Genomic DNA, 16,564 nt, shown 5'->3' on the forward strand with positions numbered 1-16,564 from the left:
TTAGTTTTTGTGTTTTTGACGGTGTTGCTGGTGCTGCCCGTGTTTTTTATGCTTGTGTTGCTGCTGCTGCGGTTCTTTCTGCGAATAGGTTTTCTGCTGCTGCACCCCCGGGCTCACATCGAACAGGGTGCTGGTTTCGCCCCCCGGAAGCTCGATATTCAGTTTGCCCTGGCTTAAAATGCGCATTTCAGAAAGGATCACTTCGTCGGAAACGGTGTCTTTGTTGTAGGCTTTGTAAAGCGCTTTCATGAGTTTGCCCAGCGAAATAATGGCCGCTTTGCGCTCGTCTTCGTTTTCGATCTCGCTTACTTTCTGCACCAGCGCTTCTACGTTCTTGCCATAGTGCTTGAATTTCGGAACTTTAGTAGGGATCTCCACGATCTGCGGTTTGTCGTTCAGGTATTCCATCGCGCTCAGCTCGAAAGGCGCATCCACATCCAGTTGGCCATCGGCCATTACGAATAAGTGGTTCCAGAGCTTTTGCTGAGCATCCTGCACGCTCCCGATGCTCGGATTGAGGCGGGCCATCAGGTTAACGAGCAATTGCGCAGCGCGAGTACGGTGCGCCCGGTCGTCGAGGGTAAGGATGTATTTTACAAGGTTGTGCACGTTAATTCCGTATTCGCGCAGCAATAATTCTTGCTTAAAGGTTGAACTGGCTACCATTTTAGGTTTTTTAGAAGCTCAAAGTTAGAAAATATTTCGATGTTCGCAGGTTCGATATTCGATTGTTCGGTTTCCTTACGGATAAAACTGATTTTGTTTGCTGACTTTTTAGGATGAAAAGGATAGCGTTTTATTTAACCTGAATTAATACCTAAAAACTGGGGAGTGCCTTTTTTCAGGGTTGTCAAAAATTTAGCTTTTAATCCCGGGTAACGCAACTACCGCTGTTAGTTTCGTAAAAGCGGTTATGGCCGAAAATTCTGAATCTTTACGCCAGAAAGCGTTACTGGCGCATGAGCGTTTTTGCACCACGTATGGCTGCCCGGTAAAATATTTCCATACCCTCGACCCGGTTAGTGAATTGGTGAGTTCTCTACTTTCGCACCGCACCAAAAATGCCGATAGCAGTCGCGCTTTCCGAAACCTGCGGCAGCAATTTCCCACGTGGGAGGAGGTGCTACAAGCGCCATTGGCGGAAGTACAAAATGCCATCGCGGCGGCTACCTGGCCTGAACAAAAAGCGCCCCGCCTGCAGGCTGTGCTGAAAGACGTTTTAGCCCGAAACAAAAACTCCTTCGATTTAAATTTCCTCAAGGAATTAACTGTTCCCGAAGCCCGGGCCTGGCTGGAGCAAATCTCCGGCGTTGGTCCCAAAACGAGTGCGGCGGTGCTGTTATTCAGTAACCTGCGGATGCCGGCAATGCCTGTGGACAGCCACCACCATCGGGTGGCACAGCGGCTTGGTTTGCTTCCGGATAAAATTGGCCCCGGCCCGGCGCACGCCATTTTACAAGCCCTGCTGCCTGAAGATTGGGATGCGCAGCAGGTTTACGACCACCACGAGGTTTTTATGTTTCACGGGCAGCGGTGCTGTTTTTTCCAAAGTCCTGATTGCTACCGGTGCGTGGTTCTGGATATTTGCCCTTATGGCCAAGAGCGGCTGGTGAAAGTAAAGCAAGTATGAATAACTTTACCAATGCCTGCTTTTTCTGAATTAAAATTTTTTTTATGACTTTTAGTGCCGGAAAGAATAGCGTTTTTTAATCAAAATTTTAGTTTCCCTTTAAGTGTAAGCTATTTTCTGTTAGAAAGAATAAATTAATGCTGAATACTTTCGCCTTTAAATAGTCATTTATCCTACTTCTTCAATTATAAAATTTTCAAACTAATTACTCTTATCCGATAAGCAATCACATCACAATCCATACTACTCACCTTAACATTTGATTTGTGCTTATATAGCTGGCCGGTTATTTCAACTTTTTTCTCTTTATAGCCATCAGTTTCATAAATGCTATCCAAAGTTTTGTTATTTTTCCACGTAGGGCTAATTACCTCACCAACTAAAAAATTGAATTTAGCATTATCCACTTTTAGTGTTTTAAATTCAAAATTTTCATTTGCGCATCCTTGAAATTCAGGCGTAGCCTCAATCTTTATTATAGCTTCGTGTTTCTGATTATATCGCCAAATTGAAAATCTATTAACTAAGAATACCAGAATAAAAGCTAAAGAAAGAAAGGCCGTAACTTTTAAAATAGCTATGAAAATCCGTTTAATAAGATTATTCATTTTACAAATTTAAAACTTTCCTAACTATGTATCCGCAATTTTGCGAAGCTTAGCAATAGCGTTTTTTCGCCGGCTTCTTCGAAATTGATGATCGCTTTTATACTATTCCCTTGCGTGTCCATTTTGGCTACCGTACCGAAACCGAATTTCGGGTGCTCCACGCGCATGCCTTCTGCCAGGTTCGAAGTATCGCTGGCAACAAAATCGGCTGGCGGGGTGTAGTTGGTAGCTTTGCGGATAGGTGCGGCGGCGGTAGTTGTGCCCAGCAACGGACTTTTCCGCTTCAGAACCTTATCGAATGCACCCTGACCGTCGGAAAATTTGAAGTTAAGGAAAGCCGGTTCGATCTCATCCAGGAAGCGGCTTTTTTCGCAAGCGCGGAGGTTGCCCCACTGGTAGCGGCTGGTGGCGTAGGAGAGGGTCAGTTTCTTTTCTGCGCGGGTAATGGCTACGTAAAACAAACGGCGTTCTTCTTCCAGGTCGGCGCGGCTCTGGATCATCATCTGGCTCGGGAACAGGTTCTCTTCCATGCCCACAATGTACACGTTCCGGAACTCCAGACCTTTGGCCGAGTGGATCGTCATCATCGTAACGTATTCGCCGTCATCGTCTTTTTTGGTATCTACGTCGGTAATTAAGGCAATGTCCTGCAAGAACGACGCGAGGCTTTTATCTTCCTTTTCCGGGTCATCCACAAATTCCTTGATACCATTCAGCAATTCCTGGATGTTCTCGTAACGAGCCAGCCCTTCAATGGATTTATCAGCATACAGGTCTTCGATCACTCCGGAAGCTTTGGCAATGTGCTTGGCCACTTCAAAGGCATCGTTTTGTTCGGCTAAAATGGCGAAGCTTTTAATTTTGGTTGCGAAATCGTCGATTGCGCCGGAAGCGCGGCCGAAGCCGAAGGAATGAATGTTGCTCGTAACCTCCCAAATGGTGTGGTTCGTTTCGTTGGCGGCAATAATGATCTTTTCGATGGTAGTATCGCCGATGCCGCGTTTCGGGTAATTGATCACGCGGCGCAGCGCCTGCTCATCGTTCGGGTTCACCGTGAGGCGCATATACGCGATCAGATCCTTGATTTCCTTGCGCTGGTAGAAACTCAAACCACCCACAATGCGGTACTTAATGTTCATTTTCCGCAGGGCTTCTTCCATGGCCCGGCTTTGCGCATTGGTACGGTACAGAATCGCGAAATCTTCGTAGCTCAGGTGGTTGTTCATCTTCTCTTCGAAAATGGAGTGCGCCACCAGTTTGCCTTCTTCGTTGTCGGAATTCGCCTTGATCACTTCAATTAAATTGCCTTCTTCGTTCTCCGAGAAAACACTTTTGCGCAGCTGTTCCTTGTTGTTTTTAATAACCGAATTGGCAGCCTGCACAATGTTCTGGGTAGAACGGTAATTCTGTTCCAGTTTCACGATTTCCAGTTCCGGGTAATCGCGTTCGAAATTCAGGATGTTGGAAATATCGGCGCCGCGGAAAGCGTAAATACTTTGCGCATCGTCGCCTACCACGCAGATGTTGCGGTCTTTGGCGGCCAGCTTGCGGGTAATTAAATACTGGGAGTAGTTGGTATCCTGGTACTCATCCACCATCACGTATTTGAACATGTTCTGGTATTTGTTCAGCGCATCCGGGTGGTCGCGGAACAGCACGTTGGTATTGAAAAGCAGGTCGTCGAAATCCATGGCGCCGGCTTTAAAGCAGCGCTGGTGATACTGGTGGTAGATCTCGCCAATTTTCGGACGCATGGCTGCATCGTCGTCGGCCTGAATGGTTTTATCGTTGCGGTATTGGGCTACGGAGATCAGTTTGTTTTTCGCGGCAGAAATCCTGCCCAAAACCAGGTTGGCTTTGTAAAGCTTATCGTCAAGGTTCATTTCCTTCACGATCTGGCGGATCAGGGTTTTGCTGTCGTCGGAATCGTAAATGGTAAAGCTGCTTGGGTAACCGATCTTGGGAGCTTCGGAACGGAGAATTTTGGCAAAAACGGAGTGAAACGTACCCATCCAGATATTTTTCGCTTCGTTGCCGACTACTTTCTCGATCCGCTTCCGCATTTCTTTGGCGGCTTTATTGGTAAAGGTTAAAGCTAATATGTTGAACGGATCTACCCCTTTTTGCAATAAATAAGCAATGCGGTAAGTTAGTACGCGGGTTTTTCCGGAGCCGGCGCCGGCTATGATCATCAGCGGGCCTTCCACGTGTTCTACGGCCCGGCGTTGCGGTTCATTTAATAAATTCAGGTAATCCATTCGCTACGAAAATCTTTCTTAAAAACCCTGCAAGTTACGAAAACGGAGGGACCCCTCCTAAATCCTACCTTAAAAACCGGGTAGGACTTTTCACTTCGCAGTTGTAAGCAGGTTGACTGACTTTTCAGAACGATTTGCATAGCGTTTTGATTCCAGTTCCTGGGTGTAGGACTTTTGGGGCTCAAAACCATACCTTTTTTCTAACTTCAATAACCTGAAATTAAAAGGAGGCAGGTCAAAAAGCAGCACCTGGAGTTTTGGCGGCCAAAAGCATAGCGTTTTTCAAGCTTCCGAAAACCGAGATGAGTTGTTTTTTGGCCCTTGCAGCCAGGTGAATTTTCGGGCAAAGCCAATCGCGTTCGGATGCCGGAAATTTGGATCGCTATCGGAGCCTTTCTCAGAGCCGGGTGGTATAAATAGGAAAGACTTTTCATAAATGAATAGGCCGTTTCACCTTCTGTTTTAGGTTGCCGGCTAAAAAAACATTATAATTTTCTCTTTTAAGTTGTTGCTTTACTTTTTTGGACTCAAATTGAAAGTAATGTTCACTTAAAGCCAGTAGCGGTTTTAGCTTTTTAAAAAGAAGCAGTTTCATGATTAAGTTTTATATATATAAATATAATTATGTAACTATTGATTTATCGGATAAAGGTCATTAGCTTTAAGCTTATCCGGGCCTGACGCCTTTTGATAATCAGGGTCATATCGGTTTTCACAACGAAATTTTATTCTGCCAAATTAAATCAGAATTCTTATGTTAAAAACAAATCTTCTCGTGTTTGCAATCTGGCTTGCAGGCGCTGCGTGCAATGCCGGCTTTGCCCAGCAACACAAAACTTTAGTTTCCGAAAAGGAACACAAAACTTTAGTTTCCGAAAAGGATAAGCTCCTTACACACGAAATGCTGGTTACCCAGTACCATTTCCCGGTGAAAAAGAATACCGGCAACCCTGAAAAAGACCAGCAGGTGTATGCAGCTACAAAGCAGAAATGGGTGGCTGCCAACCAGGAGTTATACCGCCGGTATAACAGCCAGGGTATAAAATCAAGCAAGGAAAACAGAAGAAAAACACAACCGGTTTTAAGTCCTTCAAAATAAGCTATGAGAAAGAACTACATGAAAATGGCCATCACTGCTTTTTTAGCAGTATGGTCGGGCCTGGCAATGGCGCAGGATTGTTTAACCGGAGGGTGTACCACTGCAGGGGCACAGTATCCGACCACCACGCAGACTACTAATTCGGGCATTTTTGTTCCTATTGCCACGGATATGTTTGCCGGGGAGCATGCCGTATGCAGCGTAACTGCCGGCGTTACCTACCAATGGTCGTTATGCGCGATCGATGGCGGAGCAACCGGCTATGATGCAGAATTAACGCTTCTGAATAATAGTACCAATGCCCTTATCTGTTACAGCGATGACTTTTGTGGTTTAGACCCGAAGATCGGCTGGACTGCAACCTTTACCGGTACGGTAAAGATACGGGTAACAGAAGGAAATTGTGGTACTAATACGTTTGGTACCACCTTGGTTTGGAGAACCGTAGCCGCTGGTGCTGATGCCACTGTTTCAGCAGTATATACGTTGGGCACCATTTCTACGGTACAGTCAAGCCCCCACGTGGTTTCTGCTGTAGTCGTGAACAATGGCTCAACGGTATTAACCAATTTGCCGGTAACCCTGAACGTTACGGGTGCGAATACTTTTACCAATACAGTAACCGTTCCATCGCTGGCAGTGGGAGCAAGCATAGTTGTTCCTTTCACCGGTTATTCAAGCGCCAACCTTGGTAATAATACAGTTACCGTTAGCGTTCCAACCGATAGCAATCCGGCCAACAATACTAAAACAGTCACCCAGGTAGTTACTTTAGGCAGCCAGTCGTATGCATACGGCACCACCATTGCCGGCGGAGTAGGCTTAAATACCGGAACTGGCGAAATTGCAGTGAAATTCAAAGCCGCCCCAGGAGCAACCTTACAACAGGTAAAACCTACCTTCGATGCCTCCGGCAAAGCTTTCCGGATCCGGATCTTTAACGCTGCCGGGGCCGGCGGAAGTCCTGGTACCTTACTTTATACCTCTGCTACTCAAACCTCTGTTCTGGGCCTTAATACGGTTACTATCAGCCCGGCTTTAGCGGTACCAACTTCATTTTTTGTAAGTATTGAGCAGGCTACCGCCGGCGTGAATATGGAAATTGGCTATCAGGAAGAAGTTCCGCTCCGGCCGCAGACATTTTTTGTAAATACTACCATTGCAGCGCCAGCCTGGATGGATCTTTCACCCTCACTCCCTTTCCGCATTATGGTAGAAACAGTGCTTTCGGGCGGTACTACCGGGCCAGATGCCGGAGTTGGAGAACTGTATACTTTAGGCACGATTTCTACCACGCATAATAATCCGCACATAGCCTCTGCTTTAATTACGAACAACGGCGCAAGTGCAATTACCAATCTACCGGTAACCCTGAATGTAACGGGTGCAAACACTTATACCTACACTTTAAATATTACCTCGCTAGCTGCGGGCGCAAGTACGGTAGTTACTTTCCCGGGATATACCAGTACAAGCGCCGGTAATAATACGGTAACGGTTTCTGTTCCGGCCGATGCAAATGCTACGAACAATTCCAAAGCGGTAACCCAGGTGGTTTCAGCTGCCAGTCAGTCTTATGCTTACGGTGCAACCATTACTGGTGGCGCAGGCTTTAATGCCGGCGTTGGGGAAGTAGCTGCAAAATTCCAGGCAGCTACAGGGGCTACTTTATTACAGGTAAAACCCACCTTCAATACGGCCGGAAAGATCTTCAGAGTTCGTATTTTTAATGCTGCCGGAACCGGCGGTACTCCGGGGACATTGATCTATACTTCTCTGGACCAAACTTCTGTACAGGGAGTTAATACGGTAACCATCAGTCCGGCACTTACGGTGCCTGCATCGTTTTACGTAAGTATTCAGCAGGTTACCACTGCCGATAATATGGCGCTAGGGTACCAGACGGAAGATCCTATCCGTTCGCAGACTTTTTACGCCAATACAAACATTGCTGCGCCAAGCTGGACCGATCTTTCGCCGGGAATTAATTTCCGTTTAATGGTTGAGGCGGTTTTATCTTCCTGCCAGTTACCGGGGCAGCCTGCTGCCATTTCCGGCCCGGCTTCAATTTGCGGCACTTCTCCGGTAACTTACACGGTGCCGGTAGTAACGGGGGCTACCAGCTATAACTGGGTACTGCCTTTCGGCTGGTCAGGTACTTCTACAACCAATAGCATTACTGTAACGCCTACAACTTCCGGTGGAAATATTACGGTTACAGCTACGAATTCCTGCGGAACCAGCGCTACTCAAAGCCTGACCATAACAGCAAACCCGGGTGCACCTGCACAGCCTGGCGCTATTTCCGGAAATACAACTGCCTGTTCCGGTGTTACCAGTACCTATTCGGTACCACAGGCTCCAGGAAATCCATCCTATACCTGGACTTTGCCTTCCGGTTGGTCTGGTACTTCTAATACCAACTCCATTTCGGTTTCAGCGGGTACAACCGGCGGCGTGATCAGCGTGGTGGCTTTTAACGGTTGCGGAACCAGTGCTGCACAAACCCTGACGGTAGGTATCACTTCCACACCTGGTGCACCTGGAGCCATTACCGGTAATACCAACGTTTGTCAGGGTTCCACCAACCTGTATTCTGTACCGGCAGTAGCGGGGGCTACAAGCTATACCTGGACACTGCCAAATGGCTGGACTGGTTCTTCAACCTCTAATTCTATAAACGTAACGGCTGGTACGGCAAGCGGTACAGTTTCAGTGGTAGCCAGCAATGGCTGCGGCAACAGTTCACCGGCCTCACTGGCAGTTAATATGAATTCTATTCCTAACCAGCCGGGTGCCATCTCTGGCCCTGCTAATTTATGCCAGGGTACAAACGGCACTTATTCTGTGGCTACCGTTGCCGGCGCTACCAGCTATAACTGGACTTTACCAACCGGCTGGAGCGGTTCTTCTACTTCCAACAGCATTACTGCCACCGCCGGAAACACCTCTGGTAATATTACAGTAACGGCTACCAATAGTTGCGGTACCAGTATTTCCCAGACCTTTGCCGTGAGCAGTACAGCTGGTTTACCGGCCCAGCCCGCCACCATTTCGGGCAACACGATTATTTGCCCGGGCGGGAACGCAACATATTCTGTAACGCCCGTAACAGGAGCAACCTCTTATACCTGGACCTTACCAAACGGCTGGACGGGTACCTCGACCACTAGTTCTATTAATGTGGTTTCCGGTACTGCTTCGGGTACTATAAGTGTAATTGCAAGCAATGGCTGCGGTACAAGTCCTGCCCGTACCTTAGCGGTTTCGGTGTCTGCAATTGTTCAGCCGGGTACTATTAGCGGAAGTTCTGCCGTTTGTCAGGGCAATACGGCTACCTATACTGTGCCTGCCGTGCCGGGAGCTACCAGCTATACCTGGACTTTGCCTGCAGGTTGGTCAGGAACTTCTACTTCTAACACTATTACCGTAACGGCCGGAGCCAATGGCGGTACGCTTTCCGTAACTTCCACGGATGGAAGTTGCACTAGTCCGGCACAAAATCTAAGCTTAAGTGTAAATGCACTGCCAGCAGTACCAACCATTACTACTGCGGGAGGTGTTTTGGCATCAAGCGCAGCTAATGGCAACCAATGGCTGCTGAACGGAACTCCGATTGCGAACGCTACCGGGCAGTTTTACACCCCGACTCAAAATGGCTTCTATACCGTTACCGTAACCAATGCCAATGGTTGTTCGGCTACTTCTGCGACATATTCTTATTCTACCGTAGGCATTTCCGATGCGTTTGCCCACGGCCTGCAACTGAAAGTGTATCCGAACCCGGCTACCGATATGGTAATGATTGAGGCTGATTCTCAGGAAAGCCTGCAGGTGGAAGTTTGCAACATTATCGGAAAAGTAGTGGTTAGGTCGGTGGCTCCGGCTGCCAATGGCAAAGTTGCTTATAAACTTAATACAGCTTCGCTTAGCCAGGGTGTATACCTGCTTCACCTGAAAACCAAGTCCGGCAGCACGACCAGCCGCCTGGTTATTCAGTAAACCTTTGTACTTTAACAGAAACGGCGCCTCCAAAGGGCGCCGTTTTTAGTTGGCAGCTACTTGAATGTTTGTTTTGAATCAGATCGTCCAAAAATAAGTAAAGGAATAGAACTTTTTAACGTCCGGGTGTTTATTAAAGCAATTGGAAGCGGACCGGAGAATTTTTCAGAAGAAAAAAGCAGGGAGTGAAAGCTAAGGGAAAGGACGGAAAAAGTTGTCTGTTAAGCTGAAGGGCCGGTGATCTAAGGCCATTCTGAACGCTTCCATAAACTTTAAATTAACCGTACCTTTATAAAATAAAAATCCCGAAATGAAAAACTACTGGTTTGCTTTGCTTTGCCTGTTATGGCTTACAAGCTGCAAGGAACTTGAAGAAATAAACGAAGTTAAAGTAACCGGCCAAACGCTGGATGCTACAACCAAAGCGCCGCTTGAAGGCGTAGTGGTTGAGCTTTACGAAGACAATGACGGCGCTTTTATGGGTAAGCATCTGTTGCAGTCCTTTACTACCGATCATTCCGGGGATTTCAATTTTAATTTCACTTACAAGGAAGGGCCTTACACCATTTTTGTTCACCGGAACGGCTACATTTACCAGCGGTTATTGAAAGATAATATTTTCAATAAGGAAGTATTTGTGGATTACCAGAATGTGGAATCATTGAAAAATGAGCAGCACCTGGTTTTTGAAATGGATCCGGTGGGCCTGCTTTCGGTGAAGATAATGAATACGGCGCCGGCTTTGAGCACAGACCAGTTAACGCTTGAGATTGGGAAAGGAGCCAATAACCTGCCTTTGTTTACGCGCACTTTTGAGGGCCTAACCAATACCGATTTTCAGGTGGGCAGCGTAACTGCCAACCGGTATGTGCCCATTAAGTATACTGTTCGCGAAAATGGCATTTTGCGAAGCGTGGAAGATTCGGTTTTACTGAAGCCTTCGGAAGCCTTTACTTACACGCTGAATTATTAATTCTATACTAAGACCGAAAATGTGCCGGAAGACAAACTATTTTCTGGTTAACTTTGTCTTTTGAAAAATTCCTGAATTATGATCGTTTTGCAGAATACCGTTATCTCCGATGACGTACGCGATAAATTTTTTGTTTGTAACCTCGAGAAATGCAAAGGTGCCTGCTGCGTGGAAGGTGATCTGGGCGCACCGCTGGAGGAAGGTGAATTAAAGATCCTGCAGGACAATTACGAACAGATCAAACCGTATCTGAGCCGTAAAGGCCGCGAGGCCATCGAAGAACAGGGGTTATATATAAAAGACTGGGAAGGTGATTTTTCTACTCCTACCATTAAAGACCGCGAGTGTGCCTACGCCATTTACGACGAAAGCTTAACTCTGAAATGCGGCATTGAACAAGCTTACCTGGATGGCAAAATTTCCTGGAAAAAACCGATTTCCTGTCACCTGTACCCGATCCGCATCACGAAGTATGATGGTTTCGAAGCGCTGAATTACGATAAATGGGGCATTTGCAGCGCGGCCTGCAGCTTTGGCGAAGAACTTGGGGTTCCGGTATATAAATTCCTGAAAGAGCCGCTGGTGCGCCGTTACGGCGCTGACTGGTATCAGGAACTGGAAAATCTGGTGGAGGAAGAGGCGAAGGCAAAAACGGTATAGTTTTGAGCCCTGAAAGTATAACGTTTAAAAAAAGGCCCGGTTCTAACCGGGCCTTTTTTATGGTTATTTTGCCGCTGGTATTTCGGCTTTTATCGGAAGTACCTCCGATGGAAGGTCTACGTGCCACATGCCTACTTCTTTCCGGGTGCCGTGAAAGATGAGTAATTTATTGCCTAAAACCCCGAAAACATCTTCCTGGGTATCTTTATTTAAAGCAGTAAGCGTGGAAATCTGGTTGGTTTGGGTGTTTACCAGCTTTACTTCTGCGGGGGTTTTAATTATTACTGAAAAAGGATCAGCAAAATGGCCCCGGTAACGGAAAATTCCCTGGTTAAAAGCTATGGCCGCCAAGCGGTAAGGCGGGATCCAGTTCGGGAAAGTATAACGGGTAACCGGGAGGCGGTAATTATGAAAGGATTCCAGTTTGCCAGCCGGCGAAAGCGTTAAATGTAGCAGATCCTGCGTCCGGACAGTAGAAAAGCCCATGTTCACGTACCCGAAAGTAACAATTCCTATGGCCATGCGCGGCAGTAAATGGCCCATGTAGGAAGTGCTTTTAAAGCTTTCGCCCACCAGATGCCAGTGGCCGTCCGGCGTGTATTGCAATTTTTCCCATAAAACCTTTTGGTTCTGTAAAGCCAGCATACTGCCCGCATTGCTACCGGTTGCATCGGCCAGCCGTTGGCCGGTTGGGCTGATGCGGGTAAAAAACATCTGGCCCGGTTTGTTTGGCGATGTGCGGGTTTTATTGAACCAGCGGCCGTTTAGGGCAATTTCCTGCTCCGGACCGAAGCCGATGGCCCCGAGCTCGCGCCGGTCGGTAGCCTGGTTTAATTTACTTTGGCCGGTAATGTTTCCGGTTTCGCCTTCCAGGCAATAGATCGTGTGAATGACTTTTCCGGTGCCCGGTTTGGTTGCTGCAATGGCCCAGATATGGTTTTTATTTACCAGCAGCTGCAGAAACTGAGCGCCTTTTTCCGGCGAAATCTTTTGTTCCCATAGCACGCTTTGCTTTAAATCGATCTTCTGAATAACGTAGCCTCTCGGTGATTTGGTAGCATAAACCAAAAGAAAAGTACTGTCGTTATCGGCCTTGCTGAGCGTGATCAGCTTCGGTTTTCCATAAGCGCGATAGCTGTTCTTTTTACTGATGATATCGCCGTTTTTTGCCAGAATAATGGTGCGCACCGTATCGGTACCAACCCGCTGAAATAAGTGGGCCGAATAATGGCCGTTTCCGGTGGAAGCTAAAGCAATGTTCCGGCGGTAAAGTTTATGCACCGAAGAAGTGGTAACCAGCGAGGTATCCATGCGGGAATAATAGAAAATGGAGTTATTGTCTTCTAATCCGCGTTGCCGGTAAAGCATACCAGCATGTTTATCGGAATTCTGGTTTAAACTGAACCGGCCGTTAAATAAGATATCGTCGTAACCAGCCTGCTGAGAAAAGCCGGAAAACTGAAGACATGAAAAAAAGAGCAGAAAGGAGAGTCGTTTAAGCATTTACTACTAAGAAATTTGAATTGCAAAAGTATATAATTCCTTTGTTATTTAGTTTGTTCTGATTTATTATTTCTTAAAAACAGAAAAACCCCGGCCTGTTAAGCCGGGGTTTTTGGGTATAAAACCATACCGTTTTTTAGTCTTTAAGCTGGCTGAAATCCCAGGTATCGAGGTAGCTCGTGGTGAAGTTACCTGATTTGAAGTTTTCGTCGTCCATCATTTTCAGGTGAAACGGAATGGTGGTTTTTACGCCTTCCACCACAAATTCGCTCAAGGCACGTTTCATTTTCACAATGGCTTCTTCGCGGGTTTGCGCCACCGAAATAAGCTTTGCGATCATGGAATCGTAGTTTGGCGGAATGGTATAACCGGCATACACGTGCGTATCTACCCGAATACCGTGACCGCCCGGAATGTGCAGCGTAGTGATCTTACCCGGGCTCGGACGGAAACCGTTGGCCGGATCTTCAGCATTAATACGGCATTCGATCGCGTGCATGTCCGGATAATAGTTTTTACCGGAAATAGGAATGCCGGCCGCAACTTTTATCTGTTCTTTGATCAGATCGTAATTGATCACTTCTTCCGTAACCGGATGTTCCACCTGGATACGGGTGTTCATTTCCATGAAATAGAAATCCTTGTTTTTATCTACCAGGAACTCAATGGTGCCCACGCCTTCGTATTTAATGGCTTTCGCGCCGGCAACCGCCGCTTTCCCCATCGCTTCGCGCAACTTGTCGTCGATGAATGGTGAAGGTGATTCTTCGATCAGTTTCTGGTGACGACGCTGAATGGAGCAATCGCGTTCCGAAAGGTGACAAGCGCGGCCTTCCTGATCGCCAACCAGCTGGATTTCAATGTGACGCGGTTCTTCTACGAATTTTTCCAGGTACAAACCATCGTTGCCGAAAGCTGCTTTCGATTCCGTTTTGGCATCGTTCCAGGCTTTCTGGAATTCATCGTCGCTGCGTACAATGCGCATGCCGCGGCCACCGCCACCGGCCGTAGCTTTCAGAATAACCGGGTATTTAACTTTGTTGGCAAGTTTAATTCCTTGTTCTACCGAATCTAAAAGACCTTCTGAGCCCGGAATGGTTGGAACGCCGGCTTTTTTCATGGTTGCCTTGGCCGAAGCCTTATCGCCCATAGAATTGATCATGGCCGGGGAAGCGCCAATGAATTTAATGCCGTTTTCGTGGCAAATACGACTGAATTCCGCGTTTTCTGAAAGGAAGCCATAACCCGGGTGGATCGCATCGGCATTCGTAATTTCGGCCGCAGCGATCAGGTTTGGAATGTTCAGGTAAGACTGAGCACTTGGAGGCGGTCCGATACAAACCGCTTCGTCCGCAAAACGTACGTGCAGGCTTTCTTTATCGGCGGTAGAGTAAACCGCTACCGTTTTAATGCCCATTTCCTTGCAGGTCCGGATGATGCGCAACGCAATTTCACCCCGATTCGCAATAAGTATTTTTTTAAACATCTTTTAAATGTGTTAATGTGCTAATGTGAAAATGTGCTAATATGTAATTGTGCATTTGATTTCTCAATAGCACATTAACACATTAGCACATTAAAGAATTAAACTTATTAACTAGGATCGATCATAAACAACGCCTGGTCGTACTCAACCGGAGACGCATTGTCAACCATAACTTTCACGATCTTACCGGAAACTTCGGCTTCAATTTCGTTGAAAAGTTTCATGGCTTCGATGATGCAGATCACCTGGCCCTTTTTTACCTCGTCGCCTACGTTTACAAATGCCGGAGATTCCGGGCTGGCAGAGCGGTAGAAAGTACCGATCATAGGCGCTTTAATGGCCTGGTAGTTTCCGCCTTCAGCAGCCGGAGCCGCAGCTGCGGCCGGAGCAGAAGGAGCCTGAGGAGCCGCTGCCGGAGCTGAAACCGCAGCCGCAGCAGGGGCCGCAACCGGAGCGTGGGCCGCCGGAGCCGCTACGTAACTTACTTTCTGGCTGGCATCGCGGGTGATGTTGATCTTAAACTCTTCCGTTTCAATATTCACTTTATTCAGACCAGATTTGGCAATAAAGTCAATCAGGTCCTGTAATTCTTTCGCTTTCATGGGCTGTTTCTTTTCGTTATTTAACTCGTTCGGCATAGCTGTATGTCCGGGTGTCAACTTTAATTTTTTCGTCCTGTTCAATAAACAAAGGCACGTTAATGGTAGCGCCGGTTTCTACAATGGCTTTTTTAGAAGCGTTGGTAGCCGTATCGCCTTTTATGCCTGGTTCGGTATAGGTTACCACCAGTTCTACAAATGGAGGGATCTCGCAGGTTAATGGCTGTTCGGTTTCGGCGTGGAAAAGGATGGTTACTTCCTGACCGTCTTTCAACAAGTCAGCAAACGGTACCATTTTCTCGTCTAAAACTACCTGTTCAAAAGAAGCGTTATCCATGAACGTGTAGCCCATATCGTCTTTGTACAGGAACTGGTGCGGTCGTTGTTCCACGCGCGCAGTCGTAACTTTTACGCCGGCATTAAAGGTGTTGTCAATAATTTTTCCGGTTTTAATATTGCGTAGTTTCGTACGTACGAAAGCCGGGCCTTTGCCGGGTTTTACGTGCTGAAATTCGGTGATCACGTAAAGATCGCCGTTGTATTCCAGGCACAATCCGTTTTTAAAATCAGCTGTAGTTGCCATTGGGTTTTAATTAAAAATCAGGCTTTACAGACCTGATTCGTAAGTTTTCACTAAAAAATGGTATCGTTTCAGACTTAAAAAGTCAATCCGAAAAACCGGCTCAAAATTAGCAGATTTTTCGGATTAATGTTTTGCTATAGCAGATTATTTCGGGTCATAGGCCCACTTTACGTAAAGCGCGCCCCAGGTAAAGCCGCCGCCGAACGCCGAAATAATTAAGTTGTCGCCTTTATGCAGTTGGTTTTCGTAATCCCACAGACAAAGCGGAATGGTACCGCTGGTGGTGTTGCCGTATTTCTGAATGTTCAGCATCACTTTCTCGGGGCCTACATTCATGCGCTGCGCCGTAGCATCAATAATGCGCTTGTTGGCCTGATGCGGCACCAACCAGGCCACATCATCAGCTGTCAGGTTGTTGCGCTCCATAATTTCAGCCGAAACGTCGGCCATGCCTTTTACCGCGAATTTGAAAACCGTAGTGCCTTCCTGGTAAACGTAATGTTCGCGGTTGCGCACGGTTTCTTCAGTCGCTGGTTTGCGGCTGCCACCGGCCTTCTGGTGCAGAAAAGCAGCCCCGGAACCATCGGCTTTCAGAATAGAATCCAGCACGCCATAGCCTTCGGTGTTGGGTTCCAGCATAACCGCGCCGGCGCCATCGCCGAAAATAATGCAGGTAGCACGGTCGGTATAATCAATAATGGAAGACATTTTATCGCCGCCCACAATTACCACTTTTTTGTACTTGCCGGTTTCAATGAACTGGGCACCGGTTGCTAACGCGAAAATAAATCCGGAACAGGCAGCCTGAATATCGTACCCGAAGGCATTTTTTGCGCCAATTTCGTCGGTAATTAAGTTGGCTGTAGCTGGAAAAACCATATCCGGCGTGGTAGTTGCGCAGATCAGCAGGTCAATTTCTTCAGCCTTGGTGTTGGTTTTTTTCAGCAGGTCGTTCACAGCTTTTACAGCCATGTAAGAGGTGCCCAGGTTTTCGCCTTTCAGAATGTGGCGTTCTTTAATACCGGTGCGGGAGGTAATCCATTCGTCGTTGGTATCAACCATCGTTTCCAGTTCCTTATTGGTAAGGATATAGTCGGGAACGTAACCGCTCACGCCGGTAATGGCAGCCGTAAGTTTTGTCATAGTTTTAAATGGTACTATGT

13 protein-coding genes are annotated in these 16,564 nt (G+C 47.1%); 5 read left to right on the top strand and 8 right to left on the bottom strand.

Annotation, left to right across the window (positions count from 1 at the left end; genetic code table 11):
- On the bottom strand, positions 1-666 hold the full coding sequence (locus I5M27_RS06140; RefSeq protein ID WP_200505301.1) for a DUF4290 domain-containing protein: 666 nt from the start codon (positions 664-666) through the stop codon (positions 1-3).
- Positions 667-913: 247 nt separating this feature from the next.
- Between I5M27_RS06140 and I5M27_RS06145 the strand changes: the two genes are divergently transcribed.
- Complete coding sequence (locus I5M27_RS06145) at positions 914-1,630, top strand: endonuclease III domain-containing protein (protein WP_200505302.1); 717 nt, start codon at positions 914-916, stop codon at positions 1,628-1,630.
- 185 nt (positions 1,631-1,815) lie between these two features.
- Here I5M27_RS06145 and I5M27_RS06150 read toward each other — a convergent pair whose 3' ends face one another.
- Together I5M27_RS06150 and I5M27_RS06155 are read right to left on the bottom strand one after the other, a co-directional pair.
- Positions 1,816-2,238, bottom strand: coding sequence for a hypothetical protein (locus I5M27_RS06150; protein WP_200505303.1), 423 nt, complete (start codon positions 2,236-2,238; stop codon positions 1,816-1,818).
- 20 nt (positions 2,239-2,258) lie between these two features.
- Positions 2,259-4,496: an ATP-dependent helicase gene (locus tag I5M27_RS06155; protein ID WP_200505304.1), complete on the bottom strand. Its 2,238-nt coding sequence runs from the start codon at positions 4,494-4,496 to the stop codon at positions 2,259-2,261.
- Between the two features lie 775 nt (positions 4,497-5,271).
- Here I5M27_RS06155 and I5M27_RS06160 point away from each other — a divergent pair.
- The 4 genes from I5M27_RS06160 to I5M27_RS06175 all read left to right on the top strand — a co-directional run bounded on the left by I5M27_RS06160 (position 5,272) and on the right by I5M27_RS06175 (position 11,230).
- Positions 5,272-5,595, top strand: a complete 324-nt coding sequence (locus tag I5M27_RS06160; protein ID WP_200505305.1) for a hypothetical protein — start codon at positions 5,272-5,274, stop codon at positions 5,593-5,595.
- Between the two features lie 3 nt (positions 5,596-5,598).
- The gene (locus I5M27_RS06165) at positions 5,599-9,597 is read left to right on the top strand and encodes a T9SS type A sorting domain-containing protein (protein WP_200505306.1); all 3,999 of its coding nucleotides are present in this window, start codon (positions 5,599-5,601) and stop codon (positions 9,595-9,597) included.
- Positions 9,598-9,907: 310 nt separating this feature from the next.
- Entirely contained in the window at positions 9,908-10,570 is a 663-nt protein-coding gene (locus I5M27_RS06170; protein ID WP_200505307.1) for a carboxypeptidase-like regulatory domain-containing protein, read from the top strand.
- Between the two features lie 78 nt (positions 10,571-10,648).
- On the top strand, positions 10,649-11,230 hold the full coding sequence (locus I5M27_RS06175; RefSeq protein WP_200505308.1) for a DUF3109 family protein: 582 nt from the start codon (positions 10,649-10,651) through the stop codon (positions 11,228-11,230).
- 63 nt (positions 11,231-11,293) lie between these two features.
- Here I5M27_RS06175 and I5M27_RS06180 read toward each other — a convergent pair whose 3' ends face one another.
- The 5 genes from I5M27_RS06180 to I5M27_RS06200 form a co-directional block, all read right to left on the bottom strand.
- Complete coding sequence (locus I5M27_RS06180) at positions 11,294-12,733, bottom strand: hypothetical protein (RefSeq protein ID WP_200505309.1); 1,440 nt, start codon at positions 12,731-12,733, stop codon at positions 11,294-11,296.
- A gap of 136 nt (positions 12,734-12,869) precedes the next feature.
- Positions 12,870-14,219, bottom strand: a complete 1,350-nt coding sequence (accC, locus tag I5M27_RS06185; RefSeq protein ID WP_200505310.1) for an acetyl-CoA carboxylase biotin carboxylase subunit — start codon at positions 14,217-14,219, stop codon at positions 12,870-12,872.
- Positions 14,220-14,326: 107 nt separating this feature from the next.
- Positions 14,327-14,821 (bottom strand): acetyl-CoA carboxylase biotin carboxyl carrier protein, encoded by a 495-nt coding sequence (accB, locus tag I5M27_RS06190; protein ID WP_200505432.1) that lies wholly within the window; start codon positions 14,819-14,821, stop codon positions 14,327-14,329.
- A 16-nt stretch (positions 14,822-14,837) separates the two neighbouring features.
- A complete protein-coding gene (gene efp / locus I5M27_RS06195; RefSeq protein ID WP_200505311.1) occupies positions 14,838-15,401 on the bottom strand; it encodes an elongation factor P in 564 nt (187 codons plus the stop codon).
- A gap of 144 nt (positions 15,402-15,545) precedes the next feature.
- Positions 15,546-16,544: a beta-ketoacyl-ACP synthase III gene (locus I5M27_RS06200; RefSeq protein WP_200505312.1), complete on the bottom strand. Its 999-nt coding sequence runs from the start codon at positions 16,542-16,544 to the stop codon at positions 15,546-15,548.
- Positions 16,545-16,564 lie beyond the last annotated feature (20 nt).

Origin of the sequence: Adhaeribacter terrigena (genome assembly GCF_016623615.1) — a bacterium.
Lineage (GTDB): Bacteria > Bacteroidota > Bacteroidia > Cytophagales > Hymenobacteraceae > Adhaeribacter_A > Adhaeribacter_A terrigena.

Bases quoted from the DNA above. Each gene is read 5' to 3' on its own strand.
- I5M27_RS06140 (WP_200505301.1), bottom strand. From the start codon at position 666: ATGGTAGCCAGTTCAACCTTTAAGCAAGAATTATTGCTGCGCGAATAC.
- I5M27_RS06145 (WP_200505302.1), top strand. From the start codon at position 914: ATGGCCGAAAATTCTGAATCTTTACGCCAGAAAGCGTTACTGGCGCAT.
- I5M27_RS06150 (WP_200505303.1), bottom strand. From the start codon at position 2,238: ATGAATAATCTTATTAAACGGATTTTCATAGCTATTTTAAAAGTTACG.
- I5M27_RS06155 (WP_200505304.1), bottom strand. From the start codon at position 4,496: ATGGATTACCTGAATTTATTAAATGAACCGCAACGCCGGGCCGTAGAA.
- I5M27_RS06165 (WP_200505306.1), top strand. From the start codon at position 5,599: ATGAGAAAGAACTACATGAAAATGGCCATCACTGCTTTTTTAGCAGTA.
- I5M27_RS06170 (WP_200505307.1), top strand. From the start codon at position 9,908: ATGAAAAACTACTGGTTTGCTTTGCTTTGCCTGTTATGGCTTACAAGC.
- I5M27_RS06175 (WP_200505308.1), top strand. From the start codon at position 10,649: ATGATCGTTTTGCAGAATACCGTTATCTCCGATGACGTACGCGATAAA.
- I5M27_RS06180 (WP_200505309.1), bottom strand. From the start codon at position 12,733: ATGCTTAAACGACTCTCCTTTCTGCTCTTTTTTTCATGTCTTCAGTTT.
- accC (WP_200505310.1), bottom strand. From the start codon at position 14,219: ATGTTTAAAAAAATACTTATTGCGAATCGGGGTGAAATTGCGTTGCGC.
- accB (WP_200505432.1), bottom strand. From the start codon at position 14,821: ATGAAAGCGAAAGAATTACAGGACCTGATTGACTTTATTGCCAAATCT.
- efp (WP_200505311.1), bottom strand. From the start codon at position 15,401: ATGGCAACTACAGCTGATTTTAAAAACGGATTGTGCCTGGAATACAAC.
- I5M27_RS06200 (WP_200505312.1), bottom strand. From the start codon at position 16,544: ATGACAAAACTTACGGCTGCCATTACCGGCGTGAGCGGTTACGTTCCC.